Origin of the sequence: Rhizobium aureum, assembly GCF_030182495.1 — a bacterium.
Taxonomy (GTDB): Bacteria; Pseudomonadota; Alphaproteobacteria; order Rhizobiales; family Rhizobiaceae; genus Rhizobium; species Rhizobium tropici_C.
The window spans coordinates 320,019-339,373 of sequence record NZ_JAQJCI010000003.1; the positions used below are offsets into that span (position 1 = coordinate 320,019).

Below are 19,355 nucleotides of genomic sequence, written 5' to 3' on the forward strand. Positions count from 1 at the left end.
GGGTGCTTGGGTCACCATGCCCCATCTTTTTGCATTTACGCAATTCCGGACACAAAACCGCTGCGCGGTTTTACCGGAATTGCCTTAAAACAGCTTGAGCCGTGTCTTGGGTTCCGGTTCAGGCTTGTGATCCTTGACACCCGGATCGTCCGGCGCACCGCCGAAGAAAGGCCGAGGTTCCTCGTCCTGCTGCGCCGGTTTCGGCGCTGCCCCGGGTGCGCTCGGCGCGGCCTTCGCCACGGCGGGCTCCAATTCCATGACATAAGTATCGCGCGCCGGCGATGCAACTTTCGGTGAACTTGGCCTCGCCGGCGAGGTTGTGGAGGCGGCCTCGCGCACCGGCGGCAGCGACTTCAGTGCCGCATCGACCGAAACGGCCGAACCCTCTTCCACGGGACCTTCGATCTGGCCGAAGGGTGCCTTCCACTCGAACGCATCGAGACGGCCGGTGACCGGAGACAGCGGCAGCCACTTGTCCGAGACGAAACCGTCGGCGACCCAGGCCGGATCGCGCGGCGCGCGCAATGCCTGTGCCATCCAGTGGCGGACGCGGCCCTGATCGCCGGTTTCGGCCTCTTCGATGTCGGCAAGAAGCAAGAAGGCGCCTTCGCGCGCATCGATCCGCGCGGCGGCTTCGGCCTTGGCGCGGGCCTTTGCGAAATCGCCGGCGTCCATCGCCGCCTTGGCGGTCAGCAGCAGCGCCTCGACATTGTTGGGGCGGATCGCTTCCAGCCGTTCGGCGCGCTTCAGGCGATCGGTCACGGAATCGCCGCTACGGGCTCGTACATAGGCCCTGCCGATCTCGGGGTGCGGATGCGCCTTCCAGACCTGCTCAAGGATGGAGGCGGCCTTGCGCACCTTGTCTTCGCGGAAGAGCGCCTTGGCGGCGATCAACGCTGCGGGCACAAAATCGTCCACGAGCTTCAATGCCGCAAGCGCATCGTCGCGCGCGCCGGCGGGATCGCTTTCCAATTTCTCGTCGGCGCGGGCCGTCAGCAGCACGGCGCGTTGACGATTGGCGGTTGCCTTGTCGACGACATGGGCAACCTTCTGCTGATCGAGCAGCTTGATGGCATCATCCCAACGGCCGGCCTGGCTGCGATATTCCAGCGTCGCCTGAGCCGCCCAGGGCAGGTAGGGCGCCTGGTCGGCCGCCTTCTCGGCATATTGCCGCGCTGCTTCGTGTGCGCCGAGGCGCTTGGCTTCGAGATAGAGGCCGCGCAGGCCGAGTTCGCGCGTTTCGGGATCATTGGCCATCTGCTCGAACTTCTGACGGGCCTCGTCATGCTTACCTTCAATCAAGGCGGCCTGGGCCTCAAGCAGGTTGATGAGCGGCTCCTGATCGGCGCGGATAAGGCCGCGCGTGCGGGCCGCCATCTTGCGGGCGAGCAGCGAATTGCCGGCGCCGGCTGCAATCAGGCCCGTCGACAGCGCCTGATAGCCGCGATCGCGCTTGCGGGCGCGGAAATAGCGGGTGATGGAATGCGGCGAGGTCCAGATCAGCCGCACGAACCACCAGACGATCATGACAGTCGCCACGATCGCAATCAGGATCGCGGCGGCGACGATCAGCTTCGTCTGATAAAGCTGGCCTTCCCAGACCAGCGAGAGATCGCCGGGACGATCCGCGAGCCAGGAGAAACCATAGCCGAGGGCCAGGACAAGAATGGCGAAGATAAGCAGTCTGATCATTGCTATACTCCGTCCTTAATTCTGTTTCCCGGTATTGGCGATCGCCTTCGACAGGGCGTCGCTTACCAGATCCTCGACGCGGATGCGGGCCTCCAGCGATTGCTTGAAGGCGGCCGAGGCCGATTTGGCCGCATCGGGCAGGCCGTTCCATTCGGTAACCGCGCCCGGCAGATCGCCATTCCTGACCTTATCCTCGAAGCGGGCGGCGATGGCATCGATGCTGTCGCCGGGGACATTACCAACGGGGCGGACCTGCACCAACGACTTGGCGCCCGCCATCAGGCGGCTGCTCCAGCTCTGGTTCGGATCGTCCGTCTGTGCCGTTGCGACGATTGCGGTTGCAACATCGGAGACCTGGCGGATCAGGTCGGCGCGGGAGGGCACGCCGGTTTGGGCGAAATTCTTGAGATCGGCAACGGCAGGATCGTCCGGCGCGACATTGGCGAAGGTATCAAGCTCGGGCTGGAAGGGACCGCCGCGGTCAATCGCCGCCTTCAACGCAGCTGCGGCGATGGCGCGGGCCACAGCGCTTTCCTGGCTCGGTCCGCTCAGCTTCTTTTCGGCGTCGTCGAGACGTTTGTTGACTTCGGCATCCGAGGTTGCCTGGCTCTGGGTCGCCTTGCTGAGGTCCGCCTTTAGCTGCTCGACTTCGCCGGTCAGCGACGCGATCTTCTGGTCGGATGCTGCGCCTGCAGCCCCACCCGATCCGCCCGCAGACGTGCCGTTGGCTACGCTTGTCTCCAGCGCTGCGACGCGGGCTGTTAGGGTCTCGTCGGGCTTGGCCGCCGGCGCGGCAGCGAGATTGGCGATGCTCTGCTTCAGCCCGTCGATCTCGGCATTCAATGCGGCTATGTCGGCGGAATTGTCCTTGGCGGCGCGGCTGCCGGGCAGGAAACCGGCATATTGCAAGGCGCCGGCACAGATGAGGGCAATCAAGCCGCCGACAATGCCGGCCGCAATAAGGCCCGAGGTCGAGCCTTCGCGCGGCGGCTGCCGCGGCCGGTCGGCGTGAGGAGGCTCAGGCTCTGCCTGCTGTGTCGTCGTTTGCCGTTCTTGCGGAGTGGCGGCGAAGATGGACTCCTTGGATTCCTCGGGAAGCGGCTCCTTGTCCGTTTCGAGCGGCATTTCCACTTCATTGGCGGAGGAGGAGCCAGGTTCATCATGACTGCGCTCCGTCACGTCTTCCGAAGCTGCGTCCTGCGCTGTTTTTTCGGCTTCCAGGTCGATCGTGACCGGTTCGTCGTTGGGCTTCGAATGGTTAGGCGGTTTTCGCGATACCATGAGGTCCTCTTTATCATGCGCTGCAACGAAGTTAGACAGACAAGACGATTATGGAAAGGCCTTAGATCAAAATTGCGGCGTTACGCCTGGATCAGGAACGACAGAAGACGGTCTTCGTTCGGCATGTCGGCGATGTCGGTTTGGGAATGCATCCGCGCCGGAACGGCTTCGGCGATCGCTTCGCTCAGGCAGAGGAATCGCGTTTCGGTGAAGGCTTCCGGATTTTGCCGGACGAAGGGTAGGCCGAAAAAGCGCTGTGCCGTTTGACGGGAGTAAAGCAGCACGGCATCGGCGCGGGCGTCTGTAAAAAGCCGGCGAAGAACGGCATTTTCGGGAGTGATGTCATGCATCCGGTAGCATTCTACAGTGACGAAAGGCAGCTGCAGCTCCGTCAATCCGGCTTCGAAACCGGGCGCGCGCGGAGAGCCGGCGAGATAGAGCAGGGGGTTCCCACCTGGGCTGGCCGGATGGCCTGATATCAAGGTGGCAAGCTCGGCGCCGCCACCTTCGGACACGGCGACATTGCTGAATCCGAGATCGGCGGCTTCCTTTGCTGTGGCCTTTCCGACAGCAAAAAGACGGCGACCTAAATGCGGCGCCAGATCCGCGCCTAATGATGCAAGCGTGCGGATTGCTTCGGCACTGGTGACGGCGATGGCGCCGCGCGTGCTCAGGAGCGCCCGCCCTGCTTCTGCGACATGATGCACGGGCTCCGCGAGCGGCAGCAGGAGGGCTTCGTGCCCCATCTGCGCCAGTCGCCGCACGGTGCGTTCACCCGAATGCTGGGGGCGGGTGACGACGACGCGCATCTTTCATCAGGTCCAGTCTTCGAAGAAGGTGCTGCCGGCCTCGGCCCGAATCGCCTGGCCGGCATTGACGCCGAGTGCCTCGGCATCGCGCCGGTGGCCCTCGATAGTTGTTGTGTGTACCTGCCTGCCATCCGGAGTGAGGATCATGCCGAAGAAGCGCAGATGATCGCCTTCGCAAATTGCGTAGCCGGCTATTGGCGTGCGACATGAACCGTCAAGTGCCGCCAGGAAGGCACGTTCGCAGGATACGGCGTCGAAGGTCGGCCCGTCATTGATGGCGGCGAGCAGGTTATTCATCCGCTGATCGTCGATCCGGCTTTCGATGGCGATTGCGCCTTGCGCGGGTGCCGGCGGAAAATCATCGGGGTCGAGAATATCGGTGATGACCTCGACCATGCCAAGCCGCTTCAGCCCGGCAAGCGCCAGCAAGGTGGCGTCGGCCTGTCCCTCTTCCAGCTTGCGCAGACGCGTCTGGACGGAGCCGCGGAAGGTGATGACATTGATATCCGGGCGCAGACGGCGGATCAGCGCCTGGCGGCGCAGCGATGCCGAGCCGACGGTGGCGCCGTACGGCAGCTCGATCAGTTTCGGCGCGGTGCGGCCGATGACGGAATCGCGGATATCTTCACGCGGCAGATAAGCGGTAAGCCCGAGGCCTTGGGGCAGCTTCGTCGCCATATCCTTGGCCGAATGCACGGCGAAGTCGAGCTCGCCCGACGTCAGTTTTTCTTCCAGCTCCTCGGTGAACAGGCCCTTGCCGCCGATTGCCGCGAGCGAGCGGTCGGTGATGCGGTCGCCCTTGGTGGTGAGAACGACGATTTCGAACATCTCCTCCGGAAGGCCGTGGGCCGCCATCAGGCGGTCGCGCGCTTCTCGCGCCTGGGCGAGCGCCAGCGGGCTGCCGCGCGTGCCGATCCGGAAAGGTTTTGTTTGCATCCGCTTTGATCCGTTGTTACCGACAGTTCCCGTAACCATATTTCCGCTTTACCGCAATCGACCTGTAGGCAACGAACTTTCTCCATGGCATCCGTTCTTCGTATTCTCGGCATCGAAACAAGCTGCGACGAAACCGCCGCGGCCATTGTCGAGCGCCGGGATGACGGCACGCCCATGGTCTGTTCCGATGTCGTCCTCAGCCAATTGGACGAGCATAGCGCCTATGGCGGCGTCGTGCCGGAAATCGCCGCGCGGGCGCATGTCGAGGCGCTCGATACGCTGATCGACGAAGCATTGAAACGCGCCAATGTGTCGCTCTCGGACGTCGATGCCATTGCCGCCACATCCGGTCCCGGCCTCATCGGCGGCCTGCTCGTCGGGCTGATGACCGGCAAGGCGATCTCGCGGGCGATAGGCAAGCCATTATACGCCATCAACCATCTCGAAGGCCATGCCCTGACGGCGCGGCTGACGGACGGACTTGCGTTTCCCTATCTGATGCTGCTCGTGTCCGGCGGCCACACGCAGCTGATCCTGGTGCGCGGTGTCGGCCAATACGAGCGCTGGGGTACGACCATTGACGATGCGCTCGGCGAAGCTTTCGACAAAACGGCCAAACTTCTGGGACTGCCCTATCCCGGCGGCCCGGCCGTGGAAGCAGCCGCGAAAAACGGCAATCCGGACCGTTTCGATCTTCCGCGGCCGCTGGTCGGCGAGACGCGTCTCGATTTTTCCTTTTCCGGGCTGAAAACGGCGGTGCGGCAGGCGGCCACTGCGATTGCTCCTGTCACCGAGCAGGATATTGCCGATATCTGCGCCTCCTTCCAGAAGGCAATCTCGCGCACGCTGAAGGATCGCATCGGCCGAGGCCTGCAACGCTTCAAGACGGAGTTCCCGAAGACCGAGGAAAAGCCGTCGCTTGTCGTGGCCGGCGGTGTCGCCGCCAATCTCGAACTGCGCCGCACGCTGCAGGAGCTTTGCGATGCCAATGGCTTCCGCTTCATCGCGCCGCCATTGAGATTGTGTACGGACAATGCCGTCATGATCGCCTGGGCGGGACTGGAGCGCATGGCAACGGGAGCGGTGCCTGACGATCTCGATGTGCAGCCGCGCTCGCGCTGGCCGCTGGATCAGAAGGCGGAAACCCTGCTCGGACACGGCAAACGAGGAGCAAAGGCATGAGCGGCAACGAGCGGATCGCAGTCATCGGCGCCGGCGCTTTCGGCACGGCGCTTGCCGCCGTCATCGCGTTGACCGGCCGCAGCGACGTCACCCTCGTCGGCCGCAAGGCCGGTTTGATGGCGGATCTCGCCGCCGATCGCATGCATGATGCCGTGTTGCCCGGGGTCGAGCTGCCGGATTCGCTGGGGTTTTCGGCCGAGGCGGATGCCGTTTCCAATGCCGGCATCATTCTCTTCGCCATGCCCTCGCAGGCGCAGGCCGATGCTGCCCGCCATTATGGTCCTTATCTCACCAAGGATGCCGTCGTCGTCACCTGCGCCAAGGGTATCGACAAGGTTTCCGGCGATCTGCTGACCGACATGCTGGAGCGGGAGCTGCCGGAGCATGCCATCGCCGTTCTTTCCGGGCCGGGCTTTGCCGCCGACATCGCCAAGGGCCTGCCGACTGCCATGGCGATCGCTGCCGCAGACATGGCGGTGGCGGAACGGCTTGCCCAGGCGATTTCCGGCCCGACCTTCCGCCTCTACGCCTCGGATGACCGCATTGGCGTGCAGCTCGGCGGTGCCTTGAAGAATGTGCTCGCGATTGCCTGCGGCATCGTCGAGGGCCGCGGGATCGGCGATTCCGCCCGTGCGGCGCTGATCAGCCGCGGTCTTGCCGAGATGTCTCGCTTCGTTGCGGCCAAGGGCGGCAAAGCCGAGACCGTGCGCGGGCTTTCCGGTCTTGGCGATCTCGTGCTGACGGCTACCAGCCATCAATCACGCAACCTGCGATTCGGTATCGCGCTGGGTGAAGGCAAGGCCGGCGATCCGACGCATGGCGCGCTGGTCGAAGGCGCCTATGCCGCTTCCATCGCTTCGCGGCTCGCCCACGAACTCGGCATCGACATGCCGATCACCGACGCGGTGTCCGCCATTATCGACGGCAAGCTCGACATAGCCACAGCCATCGGGCAATTGATGACGCGGCCGATCACCACGGAATAGATTGAATAACAGGGCGTCTCTGGATATATTACTGGATATATAGGAGACCCTGATGACCAGCTCGCAGAAACGCGCAGTGCAGAATTACCGCTCCCGTCTTGGCGAGCGCGGTCTGGCACGCTTCGAGGTGCTGGGGCTCGATGAGGATAAGGCGCTCCTTCGCTCGCTGGCACGGCATTTAGCCGAGGATGGTGCCGAAGCGGCCCGCATTCGCGATGTCGTCACCAAGACGATCTCGAAAGAGCCTTCAAAAAAGGGCGGTGTCATTGCCGCGCTCCGAAGTTTTCCTCTCGAAGACGCTGAACTGGATCTCGAACGGCTGCGGACCGAGCCGCGTGAGATCGATCTGTGACGCGCTACCTGCTGGATACCAACATTGTTAGCAATGCGATCAAACCGGAGCCTTCGCAGGCGCTTTTGGCATGGTATGCGGAGCAAGCGGATGACGATTTATTTGTTCCATCTCTCGTGGTGGCCGAGATTCGGCGCGGTATTTTAATCATGCCGGTGGGTCGCAGGCGCAGTTTGCTGGAAGCATGGTTTTCAAGCTTTGCAGGACCGCAGACAGTATTTGCCGGGCGAATCCTTCCTTTTGACGAGCGCGCTGGATTGATCTGGGCGCAACTCATGGCCGAAGGGCGGTCGATTGGGCGCCCAAGAAATGCCTTTGATATGATTATCGCCTCTATAGCTGTCGTGAACGATTGTGTTTTGGCCACGGACAACGAAAAAGACTTTTGGGGCCTCGATATCATCAACCCCCTTCGCGCAGAAACAGGATGACGTGCCGCAAGTAAGGCCTTATCCATCGCCATCAATAGTTTCGATTTTCTTGGGAGAATTAAACCATGCTGTTTGCCTTTGTCTGCAAGGACAAGCCCGGTCATCTGAATGTTCGCATGGAGACGCGTCCGGCGCATCTGGAGCATCTGAACAAGCTCAATGCCGAAGGGACGCTGAAGATGGCCGGTCCCTTCCTGGACGCGGAGGGCAAGCCGAACGGCAGCCTCGTGGTCGTCGATGCCGAGAACATCGAGGCGGCCAAGGCGCTTGCCGATGCCGATCCCTATACGAAGGCCGGCCTGTTCGAGAGCGTCGAAATCAAGCCGTTCAACTGGGTCTTCAACAATCCGGAGGCATGAGAGATGGCGCACTGGCTTTATAAATCCGAGCCGTCCTCCTGGTCCTGGCAGCAGCAGAAGGATGCCGGCGCAAAAGGCACCGAATGGACCGGCGTGCGCAACTATCTCGCCCGGAACAACATGCGGGCCATGCAGATCGGCGACAAGGGCTTCTTCTATCATTCCAATGACGGGCTCGAAATCGTTGGTATCGTCGAGGTCTGCGCACTCGCGCATCCGGATTCGACCGCCAAGGACGATCCGCGCTGGGAATGTGTCGACATCCGCGCCGTCCGTGATATGCCGAACCCGGTGTCGCTCAAGGATATCAAGGCCAATCCGAAGCTCTCGCAAATGTCGCTCGTCACCTCCATGCGGCTTTCGGTGCAGCCCGTGAAGGATGAGGAATGGCTGGAAGTCTGCCGCATGGGCGGTCTGGACAATCCGCCGGTCTGATCCGACTGGAGGTTGAGTGAAAACCGATCCCGAGAGCTTCATCCGTGCTAATACCAGCCTCATGGCGCCGCCGCATGTGCCGGAAATCCGGCTGCAGCTGGCAAGCGAGGCGCATGAGCTGTGGCTGAAGACGGAGGAGGAGTTGGAAGCGATCGGCCTGCCGCCGCCCTTCTGGGCTTTTGCCTGGGCCGGCGGCCAGGGTCTGGCGCGCTATATACTCGATCATCCGGAGATCGTTGCCGGCAGAACAGTGCTGGATTTTGCGAGCGGCTCCGGGCTTGTCGCGATTGCTGCCAAACGTGCGGGTGCGCGACATGTGTTGGCCGTCGATATCGATCCATGGGCCGGCACGGCGATCCGGCTCAATGCTGCTGAAAATGGTGTGGCCCTGGATTTTTCCGGCGACGATATGATCGGGCAGGCCGTGGATGAGGGCGTCATTCTTGCCGGCGATGTCTTCTATGATCGCGATTTTGCCGCGAGCCTCGTTCCCTGGCTAAGACGTTTGGCGGGCGACGGGAAGACCGTTCTGGTCGGCGATCCCGGCAGGGCCTATCTTCCGAAGGATCGTCTGGAGGCACAGGCCACCTATCAAGTGCCGGTCACGCGGGCACTTGAGGATAGCGAAGTCAAGAAAACGACGGTTTGGCGATTTCTTGCCGGGTAAAGATCGTCAGTGCCGGATGACGCAGACGCCCGCTTCGTATGAGCAGGGGTTGGCGGCATAGCGGACATCGATGACTTTCGCCTTTGGCCTCGGCTGAATCGCGGCGGGGCGGGCATAGGGATTGTAGCCGCCATAGCCGATAACATAGGTGCCGCCATCAGCCCGATAGACATCGGCCGAGCCGGCATAGCTGCCGGCGTTTGCCGCGTCATGCCGTTCCATGATGACGATCCGGGCAGGTTGCTGCTCGCGCCTCTGGGGCTGGGATATTTGGCTCAGGTGCACCAAGCCGGAGCGATCGTGATGATGCCAGTGGCGGTAGTCGCCCGCCGAGGCCGGGGCGAAGGAAAGAGTGGCTGCTGCCGCCAAAACGAGCGCTGCTGCCTTGAAAAGATGCGGCTTCATGATTCGCTCCGCTTCGGCCGGTTAATGAAATCTTAACGACAGATTGCCCCAAGACCGCAACGAAGTCCACGCCAGGGTTGATGAAATGGTAAACGGCCCGGATTGGAAAGCTCTTCTCTGCATACTCGCTAAAGTGCAGAGCGATCCGAATCGATTAAATTCAAGGCAGGCATCAATTGTGCTTGTCGATAGGCGTCCGGGTGATTAATGGTCGCAATGATGCAACGCACACTACATGTCTTTGTAAGGGCGTTGCCCCGGATAACCGGGTTCTAAGCGTATCGTAACGCCGCGAGGTTCTGATGGCGAACGTCACACAAAACCGGCCTCTGTCGCCGCACCTGCAAATTTACAAACCCATCCCTACCATGGTCATGTCGATCGTTCACCGCATTACCGGCGGCGCGCTCTACTTCGGCACGTTGTTGGTCGCCTGGTGGCTGATCGCCGCGGCGACGGGCCAGGGCTATTTCGAGCTGGTCAACTGGATCATGGGCACGATCATCGGCCGCATCATCCTGCTTGGCTACACCTGGGCGCTGCTGCACCACATGCTTGGCGGTCTGCGCCATTTCGTGTGGGATCTCGGGCATGGTTTCGATCCCGCCGTTTCGACCAGGATGGCCAAGGCCACGCTCGTCGGCTCGATCTGTCTGACCGCTTTGGTCTGGATCATCGGCATCGTCATCCGGCTGGGTTGATTGGCATGACCGCTCCCGGAAGCGCTCGGATGCCTTTCGGGATCATGCTTTAAAGGATATTTCTCATGGATATGCGCACTCCCCTGGGCAAAGTCCGCGGTCTCGGTTCCGCCAAGGAAGGTACCGATCATTTCTGGCGCCAGCGCCTGACCGCCGTTGCCAACGTTCCGCTCTTTCTCTTCTTCGTCATCTTCCTGCTAATCTATGCCGGCGCGCCCTACGCTGAAGTCGTGCATGCGATCTCGAACCCGATCGTCGCCGTCATCTTCGGCCTGATGGTGATCTCCGCCATCATTCATATGAAGATCGGCATGCAGGTTATCATCGAGGACTATGTCCACGGCGAATTCGGCAAGATCGTCCTTCTCATGCTCAACACGTTCTTCGCGGTCGTCGTGGCGGGGCTCTGTCTTTTCGCCATTCTGAAGATCGCGTTCGTAGGATAATTGCATCATGGCACCGAACTCTTCTGCTCAGAATGGGCCCGCTCAGAACGGGAAAGCCTACAAGTATATCGACCACTCCTATGACGTGATCGTCGTCGGCGCCGGCGGCGCGGGTCTGCGCGCCACGCTCGGCATGGCCGAACAGGGCTTCCGCACCGCCTGCATCACCAAGGTCTTCCCCACCCGTTCGCACACCGTCGCAGCCCAGGGCGGCATTGCCGCCTCGCTGCAGAACATGACGCCGGACAGCTGGCAGTGGCACCTCTACGACACCGTCAAGGGCTCCGACTGGCTGGGCGATGTCGACGCCATGCAGTACATGGTCATGGAAGCGCCGAAGGCCGTCTACGAGCTCGAGCACTACGGCGTGCCCTTCTCGCGTAACGAAGAAGGCAAGATCTATCAACGCCCGTTCGGCGGCCACATGCAGAACTTCGGCGAGGGACCGCCGGTACAGCGCACCTGTGCTGCCGCCGACCGTACCGGCCACGCCATCCTGCACACGCTCTACGGCCAGTCGCTGCGCAACAATGCGGAATTCTTCATTGAGTATTTCGCGCTCGACCTCATCATGTCCGACGATGGCAGCCGCTGCACCGGCGTCGTTGCATGGTGCCTCGATGACGGCACGATCCATCGCTTCGCCGCCAAGATGGTGGTGCTGGCGACCGGCGGCTACGGCCGCGCCTATTTCTCGGCGACGTCTGCCCATACCTGCACCGGCGACGGCGGCGGCATGGTGGCTCGCGCCGGCCTGCCGTTGCAGGACATGGAGTTCGTGCAGTTCCACCCGACCGGCATCTACGGGTCGGGCTGCCTGATCACCGAAGGCGCGCGCGGCGAAGGCGGTTATCTCGTCAATTCCGAGGGCGAGCGTTTCATGGAGCGCTATGCTCCCTCGGCGAAGGACCTTGCCTCGCGCGACGTCGTTTCGCGCTGCATGACGCTGGAAATTCGCGAAGGACGCGGCGTCGGCAAGAACAAGGACCATATCTTCCTGCATCTCGACCATCTCGATCCGGCCGTGCTGCACGAGCGCCTGCCCGGCATTTCCGAGAGCGCGCGTATCTTCGCCGGCGTCGACGTGACCCGCGATCCGATTCCTGTCCTGCCGACCGTTCACTACAATATGGGCGGTATTCCCACGAACTATTGGGGCGAAGTGCTGAATGCCGACAGCAGCAATCCCGAGCGCGTGCTGCCGGGCCTGATGGCCGTCGGCGAAGCCGGCTGCGCATCGGTGCACGGCGCCAACCGCCTCGGCTCCAACTCGCTGATCGACCTCGTGGTCTTCGGCCGTGCCGCCGCCATCCGCGCCGGTCAGGTCATCGACCGCAACAGCCCGGTTCCGCCGGTCAACGTTGCCGCCTGCGACAAGATCATGGAGCGCTTCGATCGCCTGCGCCATGCCAGCGGCTCGACGCCGACGGCAGCACTGCGCGAGAAGATGCAGCGCGCCATGCAGGAAGACGCCGCCGTGTTCCGTACGCAGGAATCGCTGGAATCCGGCTGCCGCCGCCTGTCGGAGATCTGGAAGGAGCTGCCTGACATCAAGGTCACCGACCGCTCGCTGATCTGGAATTCCGACCTTGTCGAGACCCTGGAGCTGCACAATCTGATGGCCAATGCCATCACGACGATCTACGGCGCCGAGGCCCGCAAGGAAAGCCGCGGCTCGCATGCCCGCGAGGACTATACGGAGGGCAAGTTCGCCGGCCGCGACGACGAAAACTGGCGCAAGCATACGCTTGCCTGGGTCAATGAGGCAGGCGACGTGAAGCTCGACTATCGTCCGGTTCACACCGACCTGATCGCCGAAGGCATCGATCCGCACAAGATCGAGCCGAAGGCACGCGTGTACTGATCTGAGAGGAACTGACCATGGTTGAACTCGCTCTCCCCAAGAACTCTCAGATGCGCGAAGGCAAGGTCTGGCCGAAGCCGGTCGGCGCCAAGAATACGCGCGAATTCCGCGTCTATCGCTGGAGCCCGGATGATGGCCAGAACCCGAGCATCGATACTTATTATATCGATGTCGACGACTGCGGTCCGATGGTGCTCGACGGTCTGCTCTACATCAAGAACAAGATCGACCCGACGCTGACGCTGCGCCGCTCCTGTCGCGAAGGCATTTGCGGCTCCTGCGCGATGAACATCGACGGTACCAACACGCTCGCCTGCACAAAGGGTCTGGACGAGATTAAGGGCACCGTGAAGATCTATCCGCTGCCGCATATGCCCGTCGTCAAGGATCTCGTCCCCGATCTGACGAACTTCTACGCGCAGCACCGCTCGATCGAACCCTGGCTGAAGACGGTCTCGCCGCCGCCGGCCAAGGAATGGAAGCAAAGCCATGAAGACCGCCTGAAGCTCGACGGTCTTTACGAATGCATTCTCTGCGCCTGCTGCTCGACCTCCTGTCCGAGCTACTGGTGGAACGGCGACCGCTATCTCGGCCCGGCCGTCCTGCTGCAGGCCTATCGCTGGCTGATCGATTCCAGAGACGAAGCCAAGGGCGAACGCCTCGACAACCTCGAGGATCCCTTCCGCCTCTATCGCTGCCACACGATCATGAACTGCGCCCAGACCTGCCCGAAGGGTCTGAACCCGGCCAAGGCGATCGCCGAAATCAAGAAGATGATGGTCGAGCGGCGGGTTTAAGCCCGCCGTTTCCGGCCATTTGACCGCGAACAAGGAGATAATGCTTCGGCAGATTTGCCGAAGCGCCCGAGTGGTCGCCAGACTAGATGAGATATCATCCGTCTCGGATGAGATCGGTCAGGACGGCGAAATTTGCCACCTGCATCCATTTTGGGCGAGGCTGGCAGAGATTAGCCTTGAAACCACCCGATTCTTGTCCAGCTATCGCCTACGGCAATTTGTAGCGGTATCGACTTGATTAACCAAAGTGAAATACGATAATTCGGACATCATTAAACATGACTTCGCAGATGTCAGCGGTGGACAATCAACTAGGAGTGTGATGATGCAGTTTAGATATGCAGTGACGGCTGCGGCGATTGGCCTGTCGCTTGCCGGTTGCCAGCGCACGGCATACAATAACGACAGTTATTCGTCTCCGGCACCACTGCAGGCTCAGCCTGTTCCTTCCGTCCAGTCCAGCCAGCTTCCGCCCCCAGGCGCCGGTAACGGTTCGCAATTCCCGGCTGCTCCGGCGAGCGCGCCGAATGGGGCCAATCCCGCGCAGCAGCAGGCGATGGCGGCTTCCGCCATGGATGTTACGAAGGAATCGATGGTCGGCAGCTGGAAGGTCAGCAATGGCGGATCGAGCTGCGACATGTTCCTGACGCTGACGAACCTCGGCGGCGGCTCGCGCGGCGGTACGCGCGGTTGCGCCGGCGAACTGACCTCGATGGGTTCGTGGGAAGTTTCCGGCAAGCAGGTTCTCCTGAAAAATCGTGACGGCTCGACGATCGGCACGGTCTACAAGACAGCAGATTCCCGCTTTGACGGCTCGACCGCCTCCGGCCAGCCGCTCAGCCTCAGCCGATAAGCTTATTTGAAGGGGCGGCATCCCTTGGATGCGCCCCATTTGCACAGGCGGATATTTCCCCATGCAGCCCATGCCAGATTACGCGCTCAGCGTCTGCGAACAGCTAAAGGCGCTGACGGCGTCCGGATCCCTTCAGGTGGATTCGGCGCAGATGGATGTGGCGAAAATGTTGGACCGAGTGCTTGCCGATCTCAAGCGGAAGCGGCCGGCTGCCAAATCCAGCGCGCTCGGCTGGATGTTTGCCGCGCGCAAGAAGTCCGCCGAGACGATCAAAGGCCTTTATATTCACGGCAGCGTCGGACGCGGCAAGACCATGTTGATGGACATGTTCTTCTCGATGGCGCCCTGCCAGAAGAAGCGTCGGGCGCATTTCTTCGAGTTCATGGCCGATGTGCACAATCGCATTGCGGCGCAGCGGCTGAAATTCAAGAATGGCGAGACCAAGCAGTCCGATCCCATACCGCCTGTTGCAGCCGATCTCTACGCCGAAGCCGAACTGCTGTGCTTCGATGAATTCACCGTCACCGACATTGCCGATGCGATGATCCTCTCACGGCTGTTTTCCGAGCTGTTCTCGCTCGGCTGCGTGCTGATCGCGACGTCGAATGTCGAGCCGGACAATCTCTATCGCGACGGGCTCAATCGTGGCCTCTTCCTGCCCTTCATCGATCTGCTCAAGAAGCATGTCGATGTGGTGACGCTGGATTCGCCGACCGATTACCGCATGGAGAAGCTGAACAGCCAGCCTGTCTATCTCACTCCGCTCGACCAACGCGCCGACATGGCGATGGACGCCTCCTGGATGCAGGCATTGCACGGGCGCAAGGCGCAGCCGATGGAAATCCCCATGAAGGGGCGCTCCATCCATGTGCCGCTTTCCGTCGATCGCATGGCGCGCTTCTCCTTCGCCGATCTCTGCGATGCGCCACTCGGGCCTGCCGATTTCCTCACCATCGCCGAGCGTTTCGACACGATCTTCCTCGATCACGTGCCGAAGCTCGGTCCGGATAAGCGGAACCAAACGAAGCGTTTTATCATTTTGATCGATACGCTCTACGATCATAATATCCGCCTTTACGTCTCCGCGGCTGCCATGCCGGAAGATTTGCTTGAGGAGCGGCGGGGGACGGAAGGCTTCGAATTCGACCGCACAGCGTCGAGGCTTTTCGAGATGCGCAGCGCCGAATATCTGGCTCAGACTCCGGCCAGACGTGCCGCCGAGTAACAATTCGGTGACGAAATGTCTTACGTTTACGTAAGACATTTTCGATCTAACCGATTGAAATTCCTGATCTCAAAATAATCAATTGCCAATTTCGCCCTTTGGGTCTATGCGATTGGCGGCTATTGTGGATGCCTTTCACGGTATCCCGCCACGGATTTTGATCGCAAAGGATACACCGAAATGGCGCGCAACAAGATCGCACTTATTGGTTCTGGCATGATTGGTGGCACGCTGGCGCATCTCGCCGGCCTGAAGGAACTGGGCGACATCGTCCTGTTCGACATCGCGGACGGCATTCCTCAGGGCAAGGGCCTCGACATCGCCCAGTCCTCCCCGGTCGAAGGCTTCGACGCCAACCTCACCGGCGCCAGCGACTATTCCGCGATCGAAGGCGCTGACGTCTGCATCGTCACCGCCGGCGTTCCCCGCAAGCCGGGCATGAGCCGCGACGATCTTCTCGGCATCAACCTCAAGGTCATGGAGCAGGTCGGCGCCGGCATCAAGAAGTATGCTCCGAACGCTTTCGTGATCTGCATCACCAATCCGCTCGACGCCATGGTCTGGGCGCTGCAGAAGTTCTCGGGCCTGCCGACCAACAAGGTCGTCGGCATGGCCGGCGTGCTCGACTCGTCGCGCTTCCGCCTCTTCCTCGCCAAAGAATTCAACGTATCGGTCGAAGACGTCACGGCCTTCGTTCTCGGCGGCCACGGCGACTCGATGGTTCCGCTCGCCCGCTACTCCACCGTTGCCGGCATTCCGCTGACCGACCTCGTCACCATGGGCTGGCTGACCGCCGAGCGCCTCGAAGAAATCATCCAGCGCACCCGTGACGGCGGCGCCGAAATCGTCGGCCTGCTCAAGACCGGTTCTGCCTATTACGCTCCGGCCGCTTCCGCCATCGCCATGGCTGAATCCTACCTCAAGGACAAGAAGCGCGTCCTGCCTTGCGCCGCGCACCTCGATGGCCAGTATGGCGTCAAGGACATGTATGTCGGCGTTCCCACCGTCATCGGTGCCGGCGGCATCGAGCGCGTTATCGAGATCGACCTGAACAAGGCCGAAAAGGAAGCCTTCGACAAGTCGGTCGCAGCCGTTGCGGGTCTTTGCGAAGCTTGCGCCACGATCGCGCCGTCGCTGAAGTAATTTCCGCCTTCCAACAGGGATAGACCCATGAACATTCATGAATACCAGGCCAAGGCGCTGTTGAAGAGCTATGGCGCCCCCGTCGCGGACGGCGTTGCCATCTTCTCCGCCGATGAAGCCGCCGCCGCTGCCAAGCAGCTCCCCGGCCCGCTCTACGTCGTCAAGAGCCAGATTCACGCTGGTGGCCGTGGCAAGGGCAAGTTCAAGGAACTCGGCCCGGACGCCAAGGGCGGCGTTCGCCTCGCCAAGTCCGTTGACGATGTTGTCGCCAACGCCAAGGAAATGCTCGGCCACACGCTGGTGACCAAGCAGACCGGGCCGGCCGGCAAGCAGGTCAACCGCCTCTATATCGAAGACGGCGCCGACATTGATCGCGAACTCTACCTCTCGATCCTCGTCGACCGCTCCGTCGGTCAGGTTGCTTTCGTCGTTTCGACCGAAGGCGGCATGGACATCGAGACCGTCGCGCACGACACGCCGGAAAAGATCATCACCGTGGCCATCGAACCGTCGACGGGTGTGACGGCTGCCAACACGGCTGCCCTTTCCGACGCGCTGAAGCTCGAGGGTGCTGCCCGCGAAGATGCCGCCAAGCTCTTTCCGATCCTCTACAAGGCCTTCGTCGAAAAGGACATGGCGCTCCTCGAGGTCAACCCGCTGATCGTGATGACCAATGGCCACCTTCGCGTTCTCGACGCCAAGGTTTCCTTCGACGGCAATGCGCTCTTCCGCCATGAAGATATCCGCGCGCTGCGCGACACGACGGAAGAAGACGAGAAGGAAATCCAGGCCCACGAATATGATCTCGCCTATGTCGCCCTCGACGGCAACATCGGCTGCATGGTCAATGGCGCCGGTCTCGCCATGGCAACCATGGACATCATCAAGCTCTACGGCGCTGAGCCGGCGAACTTCCTCGATGTCGGCGGCGGCGCTACCAAGGAAAAGGTCACGGCCGCCTTCAAGATCATCACCGCCGATCCGGCTGTCCAGGGCATTCTGGTCAACATCTTCGGCGGCATCATGAAGTGCGACGTCATTGCCGAAGGCGTGCTCGCAGCCGTCAAGGAAGTCGGTCTGAAGGTTCCGCTCGTCGTGCGCCTCGAGGGCACCAATGTCGAGCTCGGCAAGAAGATCATCAACGAATCCGGTCTCAACGTCATCTCCGCAGATGACCTGGACGATGCCGCCCAGAAGATCGTGAAGGCAGTCAAGGGCTGATCGGGATGGCTGCTTCCTTCGCTCCAACGGCTGCTCATCTTCGCCTCGGTGCCTTTGCCGGCACCTGGGAAGGGGAGGAGCGTGTCGCGGCTTCGGCCTGGACGAAGGAAGGCACGGCAACCGCGCAGCTCACGGCCGAGTGTCTGTTCGGCGGATTTTTCGTCGAACAGCGCTATGTCCAGAAGCGGGACGGCGCCACATCGTTCGAAGCCCGGAACATTCTCGGCTTCGACGCTGCGGATCAGGCCTACAAGCTCTATCAGTTCGATACGGTGGGCTTTACGCCTGCCGCGCCGGCTTCCGGCGAATGGATCGACGACAAGCTTGTGCTGACCAAGGTCTCGCCGCGCGGTCAACAACGCACTCTCTTTCAGTTCGAAAATGAAGACTGCTACCGCATGGGCGTCACGTTCTCGCCCGCCGGCAGCGATACATGGCAGGAGGTCGTCAGCGGCTTGTACCGTCGCGTTGCCTCCGCGTCTTCCAACCTCTCGTAACAAAGGCCTCGCATGTCTATTCTCATCAACAAAGACACCAAGGTTCTGGTTCAGGGCCTGACCGGCAAGACCGGTACCTTCCACACCGAACAGGCGCTTGCCTATCACGGCACGAAGATGGTCGGCGGTATCCATCCTTCCAAGGGCGGTGAAACCTGGACCGGCAAGGACGGCGAAAAGCTGCCGATCTTCAAGTCCGTCGCCGAAGGCAAGGACGCTACCGGCGCCAACGCCTCGGTCATCTACGTTCCGCCGGCGGGCGCCGCAGCTGCGATCCTCGAAGCGATCGACGCCGAGATCCCGCTCATCGTCTGCATCACGGAAGGCATTCCGGTCGCCGACATGGTCAAGGTCAAGGATCGCCTGATCAAGTCGAAGTCGCGCCTGATCGGACCGAACTGCCCGGGCGTCCTGACCCCGAACGAGTGCAAGATCGGCATCATGCCGGGCTCCATCTTCAAGAAGGGCTCCGTCGGCGTTCTCTCGCGTTCCGGCACGCTGACCTATGAAGCCGTGTTCCAGACCACCAATGAAGGCCTTGGCCAGACAACGGCTGTCGGCATCGGCGGCGACCCCGTCAAGGGCACCGAATTCATCGACGTCCTGGAAATGTTCCTTGCCGACGACGAAACCAAGTCGATCATCATGATCGGCGAAATCGGCGGCTCGGCGGAAGAAGACGCCGCACAGTTCCTCAAGGACGAAGCCAAGAAGGGCCGCAAGAAGCCGATGGTCGGCTTCATCGCCGGCCGCACGGCACCTCCCGGCCGCACGATGGGCCATGCCGGCGCTGTCATCTCCGGCGGCAAGGGCGGCGCGGAAGACAAGATCGCGGCGATGGAATCGGCAGGCATCCGCGTGTCGCCGTCGCCGGCGCGTCTCGGCAAGACGCTGGTGGAAGTCCTGAAGGGCTGAGCCTACCTATAGCAAGGCCGGACGGGGCGGCAGACGCCTTGTCCCGTCCGGTTTAGACATTCGCAAGTGCATACCGACGGCCTTGATGGCCTCAGATGAAATACGGTCGCCGGGAACCCGAAAACCGGCAATGCAAACAAGTTGGGAGACGGGCGAGA

21 protein-coding genes and 1 pseudogene are annotated in these 19,355 nt (G+C 61.6%); 17 read left to right on the forward strand and 5 right to left on the reverse strand.

Annotation, left to right across the window (positions count from 1 at the left end):
* Positions 1–84 precede the first annotated feature (84 nt).
* The 4 genes from PH552_RS10320 to hemC all read right to left on the reverse strand — a co-directional run bounded on the left by PH552_RS10320 (position 85) and on the right by hemC (position 4,718).
* Positions 85–1,692 (reverse strand): heme biosynthesis protein HemY, encoded by a 1,608-nt coding sequence (locus PH552_RS10320; protein WP_113249154.1) that lies wholly within the window; start codon positions 1,690–1,692, stop codon positions 85–87.
* A gap of 15 nt (positions 1,693–1,707) precedes the next feature.
* A complete protein-coding gene (locus PH552_RS10325) occupies positions 1,708–2,973 on the reverse strand; it encodes a COG4223 family protein (protein WP_113249153.1) in 1,266 nt (421 codons plus the stop codon).
* An 80-nt stretch (positions 2,974–3,053) separates the two neighbouring features.
* Positions 3,054–3,782 (reverse strand): uroporphyrinogen-III synthase, encoded by a 729-nt coding sequence (locus tag PH552_RS10330; protein WP_113249151.1) that lies wholly within the window; start codon positions 3,780–3,782, stop codon positions 3,054–3,056.
* Between the two features lie 6 nt (positions 3,783–3,788).
* Positions 3,789–4,718 (reverse strand): hydroxymethylbilane synthase, encoded by a 930-nt coding sequence (gene hemC / locus PH552_RS10335; protein WP_113249150.1) that lies wholly within the window; start codon positions 4,716–4,718, stop codon positions 3,789–3,791.
* A gap of 84 nt (positions 4,719–4,802) precedes the next feature.
* Here hemC and tsaD point away from each other — a divergent pair, with 84 nt between their 5' ends.
* From tsaD to PH552_RS10370, 7 genes and pseudogenes are all read left to right on the forward strand, one after another.
* The gene (gene tsaD, locus PH552_RS10340; RefSeq protein ID WP_113249148.1) at positions 4,803–5,900 is read left to right on the forward strand and encodes a tRNA (adenosine(37)-N6)-threonylcarbamoyltransferase complex transferase subunit TsaD; all 1,098 of its coding nucleotides are present in this window, start codon (positions 4,803–4,805) and stop codon (positions 5,898–5,900) included.
* Positions 5,897–6,886 (forward strand): NAD(P)H-dependent glycerol-3-phosphate dehydrogenase, encoded by a 990-nt coding sequence (locus tag PH552_RS10345; RefSeq protein ID WP_113249147.1) that lies wholly within the window; start codon positions 5,897–5,899, stop codon positions 6,884–6,886. Before tsaD ends, PH552_RS10345 begins: the two co-directional genes overlap by 4 nt.
* Before the next feature lie 52 nt (positions 6,887–6,938).
* A complete protein-coding gene (locus PH552_RS10350; RefSeq protein ID WP_113249144.1) occupies positions 6,939–7,238 on the forward strand; it encodes a hypothetical protein in 300 nt (99 codons plus the stop codon).
* On the forward strand, positions 7,235–7,669 hold the full coding sequence (locus PH552_RS10355) for a PIN domain-containing protein (RefSeq protein ID WP_113249143.1): 435 nt from the start codon (positions 7,235–7,237) through the stop codon (positions 7,667–7,669). The genes PH552_RS10350 and PH552_RS10355 overlap by 4 nt, the downstream gene beginning before the upstream one ends.
* A 65-nt stretch (positions 7,670–7,734) precedes the next feature.
* Positions 7,735–8,028 carry a YciI-like protein gene (locus PH552_RS10360; RefSeq protein ID WP_112341372.1) on the forward strand — a complete coding sequence of 98 codons (294 nt, stop codon included), beginning with the start codon at positions 7,735–7,737 and terminating at the stop codon, positions 8,026–8,028.
* 3 nt (positions 8,029–8,031) lie between these two features.
* Positions 8,032–8,463, forward strand: a complete 432-nt coding sequence (locus PH552_RS10365; RefSeq protein ID WP_113249142.1) for an EVE domain-containing protein — start codon at positions 8,032–8,034, stop codon at positions 8,461–8,463.
* A gap of 16 nt (positions 8,464–8,479) precedes the next feature.
* Positions 8,480–9,130: pseudogene (locus tag PH552_RS10370) on the forward strand (class I SAM-dependent methyltransferase); the annotation flags it as partial.
* Positions 9,131–9,136: 6 nt separating this feature from the next.
* Here the strand turns inward: PH552_RS10370 and PH552_RS10375 are convergent.
* Positions 9,137–9,535 (reverse strand): hypothetical protein, encoded by a 399-nt coding sequence (locus tag PH552_RS10375; RefSeq protein ID WP_113249140.1) that lies wholly within the window; start codon positions 9,533–9,535, stop codon positions 9,137–9,139.
* Positions 9,536–9,837: 302 nt separating this feature from the next.
* On the opposite strand from PH552_RS10375, the gene sdhC reads away from it, so the two are divergent.
* From sdhC to sucD, 10 genes are all read left to right on the forward strand, one after another.
* Positions 9,838–10,236 (forward strand): succinate dehydrogenase, cytochrome b556 subunit, encoded by a 399-nt coding sequence (gene sdhC, locus PH552_RS10380; RefSeq protein WP_112341368.1) that lies wholly within the window; start codon positions 9,838–9,840, stop codon positions 10,234–10,236.
* Between the two features lie 65 nt (positions 10,237–10,301).
* Positions 10,302–10,682, forward strand: coding sequence for a succinate dehydrogenase, hydrophobic membrane anchor protein (gene sdhD / locus PH552_RS10385; RefSeq protein WP_112341367.1), 381 nt, complete (start codon positions 10,302–10,304; stop codon positions 10,680–10,682).
* A gap of 7 nt (positions 10,683–10,689) precedes the next feature.
* Complete coding sequence (gene sdhA / locus PH552_RS10390; RefSeq protein WP_112341366.1) at positions 10,690–12,546, forward strand: succinate dehydrogenase flavoprotein subunit; 1,857 nt, start codon at positions 10,690–10,692, stop codon at positions 12,544–12,546.
* A gap of 17 nt (positions 12,547–12,563) precedes the next feature.
* Positions 12,564–13,343, forward strand: coding sequence for a succinate dehydrogenase iron-sulfur subunit (locus PH552_RS10395; protein ID WP_075853671.1), 780 nt, complete (start codon positions 12,564–12,566; stop codon positions 13,341–13,343).
* Positions 13,344–13,668: 325 nt separating this feature from the next.
* The gene (locus tag PH552_RS10400; RefSeq protein ID WP_112341365.1) at positions 13,669–14,196 is read left to right on the forward strand and encodes a protease inhibitor Inh/omp19 family protein; all 528 of its coding nucleotides are present in this window, start codon (positions 13,669–13,671) and stop codon (positions 14,194–14,196) included.
* Between the two features lie 61 nt (positions 14,197–14,257).
* Entirely contained in the window at positions 14,258–15,421 is a 1,164-nt protein-coding gene (gene zapE, locus PH552_RS10405) for a cell division protein ZapE (protein ID WP_113249139.1), read from the forward strand.
* A gap of 180 nt (positions 15,422–15,601) precedes the next feature.
* Positions 15,602–16,564: a malate dehydrogenase gene (gene mdh, locus PH552_RS10410; RefSeq protein WP_015341411.1), complete on the forward strand. Its 963-nt coding sequence runs from the start codon at positions 15,602–15,604 to the stop codon at positions 16,562–16,564.
* Positions 16,565–16,591: 27 nt separating this feature from the next.
* Positions 16,592–17,785: an ADP-forming succinate--CoA ligase subunit beta gene (sucC, locus tag PH552_RS10415; protein ID WP_285165914.1), complete on the forward strand. Its 1,194-nt coding sequence runs from the start codon at positions 16,592–16,594 to the stop codon at positions 17,783–17,785.
* A 5-nt stretch (positions 17,786–17,790) separates the two neighbouring features.
* Positions 17,791–18,282, forward strand: coding sequence for a DUF1579 family protein (locus PH552_RS10420; RefSeq protein WP_112341362.1), 492 nt, complete (start codon positions 17,791–17,793; stop codon positions 18,280–18,282).
* Positions 18,283–18,294: 12 nt separating this feature from the next.
* Positions 18,295–19,197 carry a succinate--CoA ligase subunit alpha gene (gene sucD, locus PH552_RS10425; protein ID WP_095432963.1) on the forward strand — a complete coding sequence of 301 codons (903 nt, stop codon included), beginning with the start codon at positions 18,295–18,297 and terminating at the stop codon, positions 19,195–19,197.
* Positions 19,198–19,355: the final 158 nt, after the last annotated feature.

Coding starts and splice junctions, on each gene's coding strand:
- sucD (WP_095432963.1), top strand. CDS start 18,295: ATGTCTATTCTCATCAACAAAGACACCAAGGTTCTGGTTCAGGGCCTG.
- PH552_RS10360 (WP_112341372.1), top strand. CDS start 7,735: ATGCTGTTTGCCTTTGTCTGCAAGGACAAGCCCGGTCATCTGAATGTT.
- PH552_RS10395 (WP_075853671.1), top strand. CDS start 12,564: ATGGTTGAACTCGCTCTCCCCAAGAACTCTCAGATGCGCGAAGGCAAG.
- hemC (WP_113249150.1), bottom strand. CDS start 4,718: ATGCAAACAAAACCTTTCCGGATCGGCACGCGCGGCAGCCCGCTGGCG.
- PH552_RS10325 (WP_113249153.1), bottom strand. CDS start 2,973: ATGGTATCGCGAAAACCGCCTAACCATTCGAAGCCCAACGACGAACCG.
- sdhA (WP_112341366.1), top strand. CDS start 10,690: ATGGCACCGAACTCTTCTGCTCAGAATGGGCCCGCTCAGAACGGGAAA.
- sdhD (WP_112341367.1), top strand. CDS start 10,302: ATGGATATGCGCACTCCCCTGGGCAAAGTCCGCGGTCTCGGTTCCGCC.
- sdhC (WP_112341368.1), top strand. CDS start 9,838: ATGGCGAACGTCACACAAAACCGGCCTCTGTCGCCGCACCTGCAAATT.
- PH552_RS10375 (WP_113249140.1), bottom strand. CDS start 9,535: ATGAAGCCGCATCTTTTCAAGGCAGCAGCGCTCGTTTTGGCGGCAGCA.
- PH552_RS10345 (WP_113249147.1), top strand. CDS start 5,897: ATGAGCGGCAACGAGCGGATCGCAGTCATCGGCGCCGGCGCTTTCGGC.
- PH552_RS10420 (WP_112341362.1), top strand. CDS start 17,791: ATGGCTGCTTCCTTCGCTCCAACGGCTGCTCATCTTCGCCTCGGTGCC.
- mdh (WP_015341411.1), top strand. CDS start 15,602: ATGGCGCGCAACAAGATCGCACTTATTGGTTCTGGCATGATTGGTGGC.
- PH552_RS10330 (WP_113249151.1), bottom strand. CDS start 3,782: ATGCGCGTCGTCGTCACCCGCCCCCAGCATTCGGGTGAACGCACCGTG.
- PH552_RS10350 (WP_113249144.1), top strand. CDS start 6,939: ATGACCAGCTCGCAGAAACGCGCAGTGCAGAATTACCGCTCCCGTCTT.
- PH552_RS10400 (WP_112341365.1), top strand. CDS start 13,669: ATGCAGTTTAGATATGCAGTGACGGCTGCGGCGATTGGCCTGTCGCTT.
- PH552_RS10320 (WP_113249154.1), bottom strand. CDS start 1,692: ATGATCAGACTGCTTATCTTCGCCATTCTTGTCCTGGCCCTCGGCTAT.
- PH552_RS10365 (WP_113249142.1), top strand. CDS start 8,032: ATGGCGCACTGGCTTTATAAATCCGAGCCGTCCTCCTGGTCCTGGCAG.
- zapE (WP_113249139.1), top strand. CDS start 14,258: ATGCAGCCCATGCCAGATTACGCGCTCAGCGTCTGCGAACAGCTAAAG.
- tsaD (WP_113249148.1), top strand. CDS start 4,803: ATGGCATCCGTTCTTCGTATTCTCGGCATCGAAACAAGCTGCGACGAA.
- sucC (WP_285165914.1), top strand. CDS start 16,592: ATGAACATTCATGAATACCAGGCCAAGGCGCTGTTGAAGAGCTATGGC.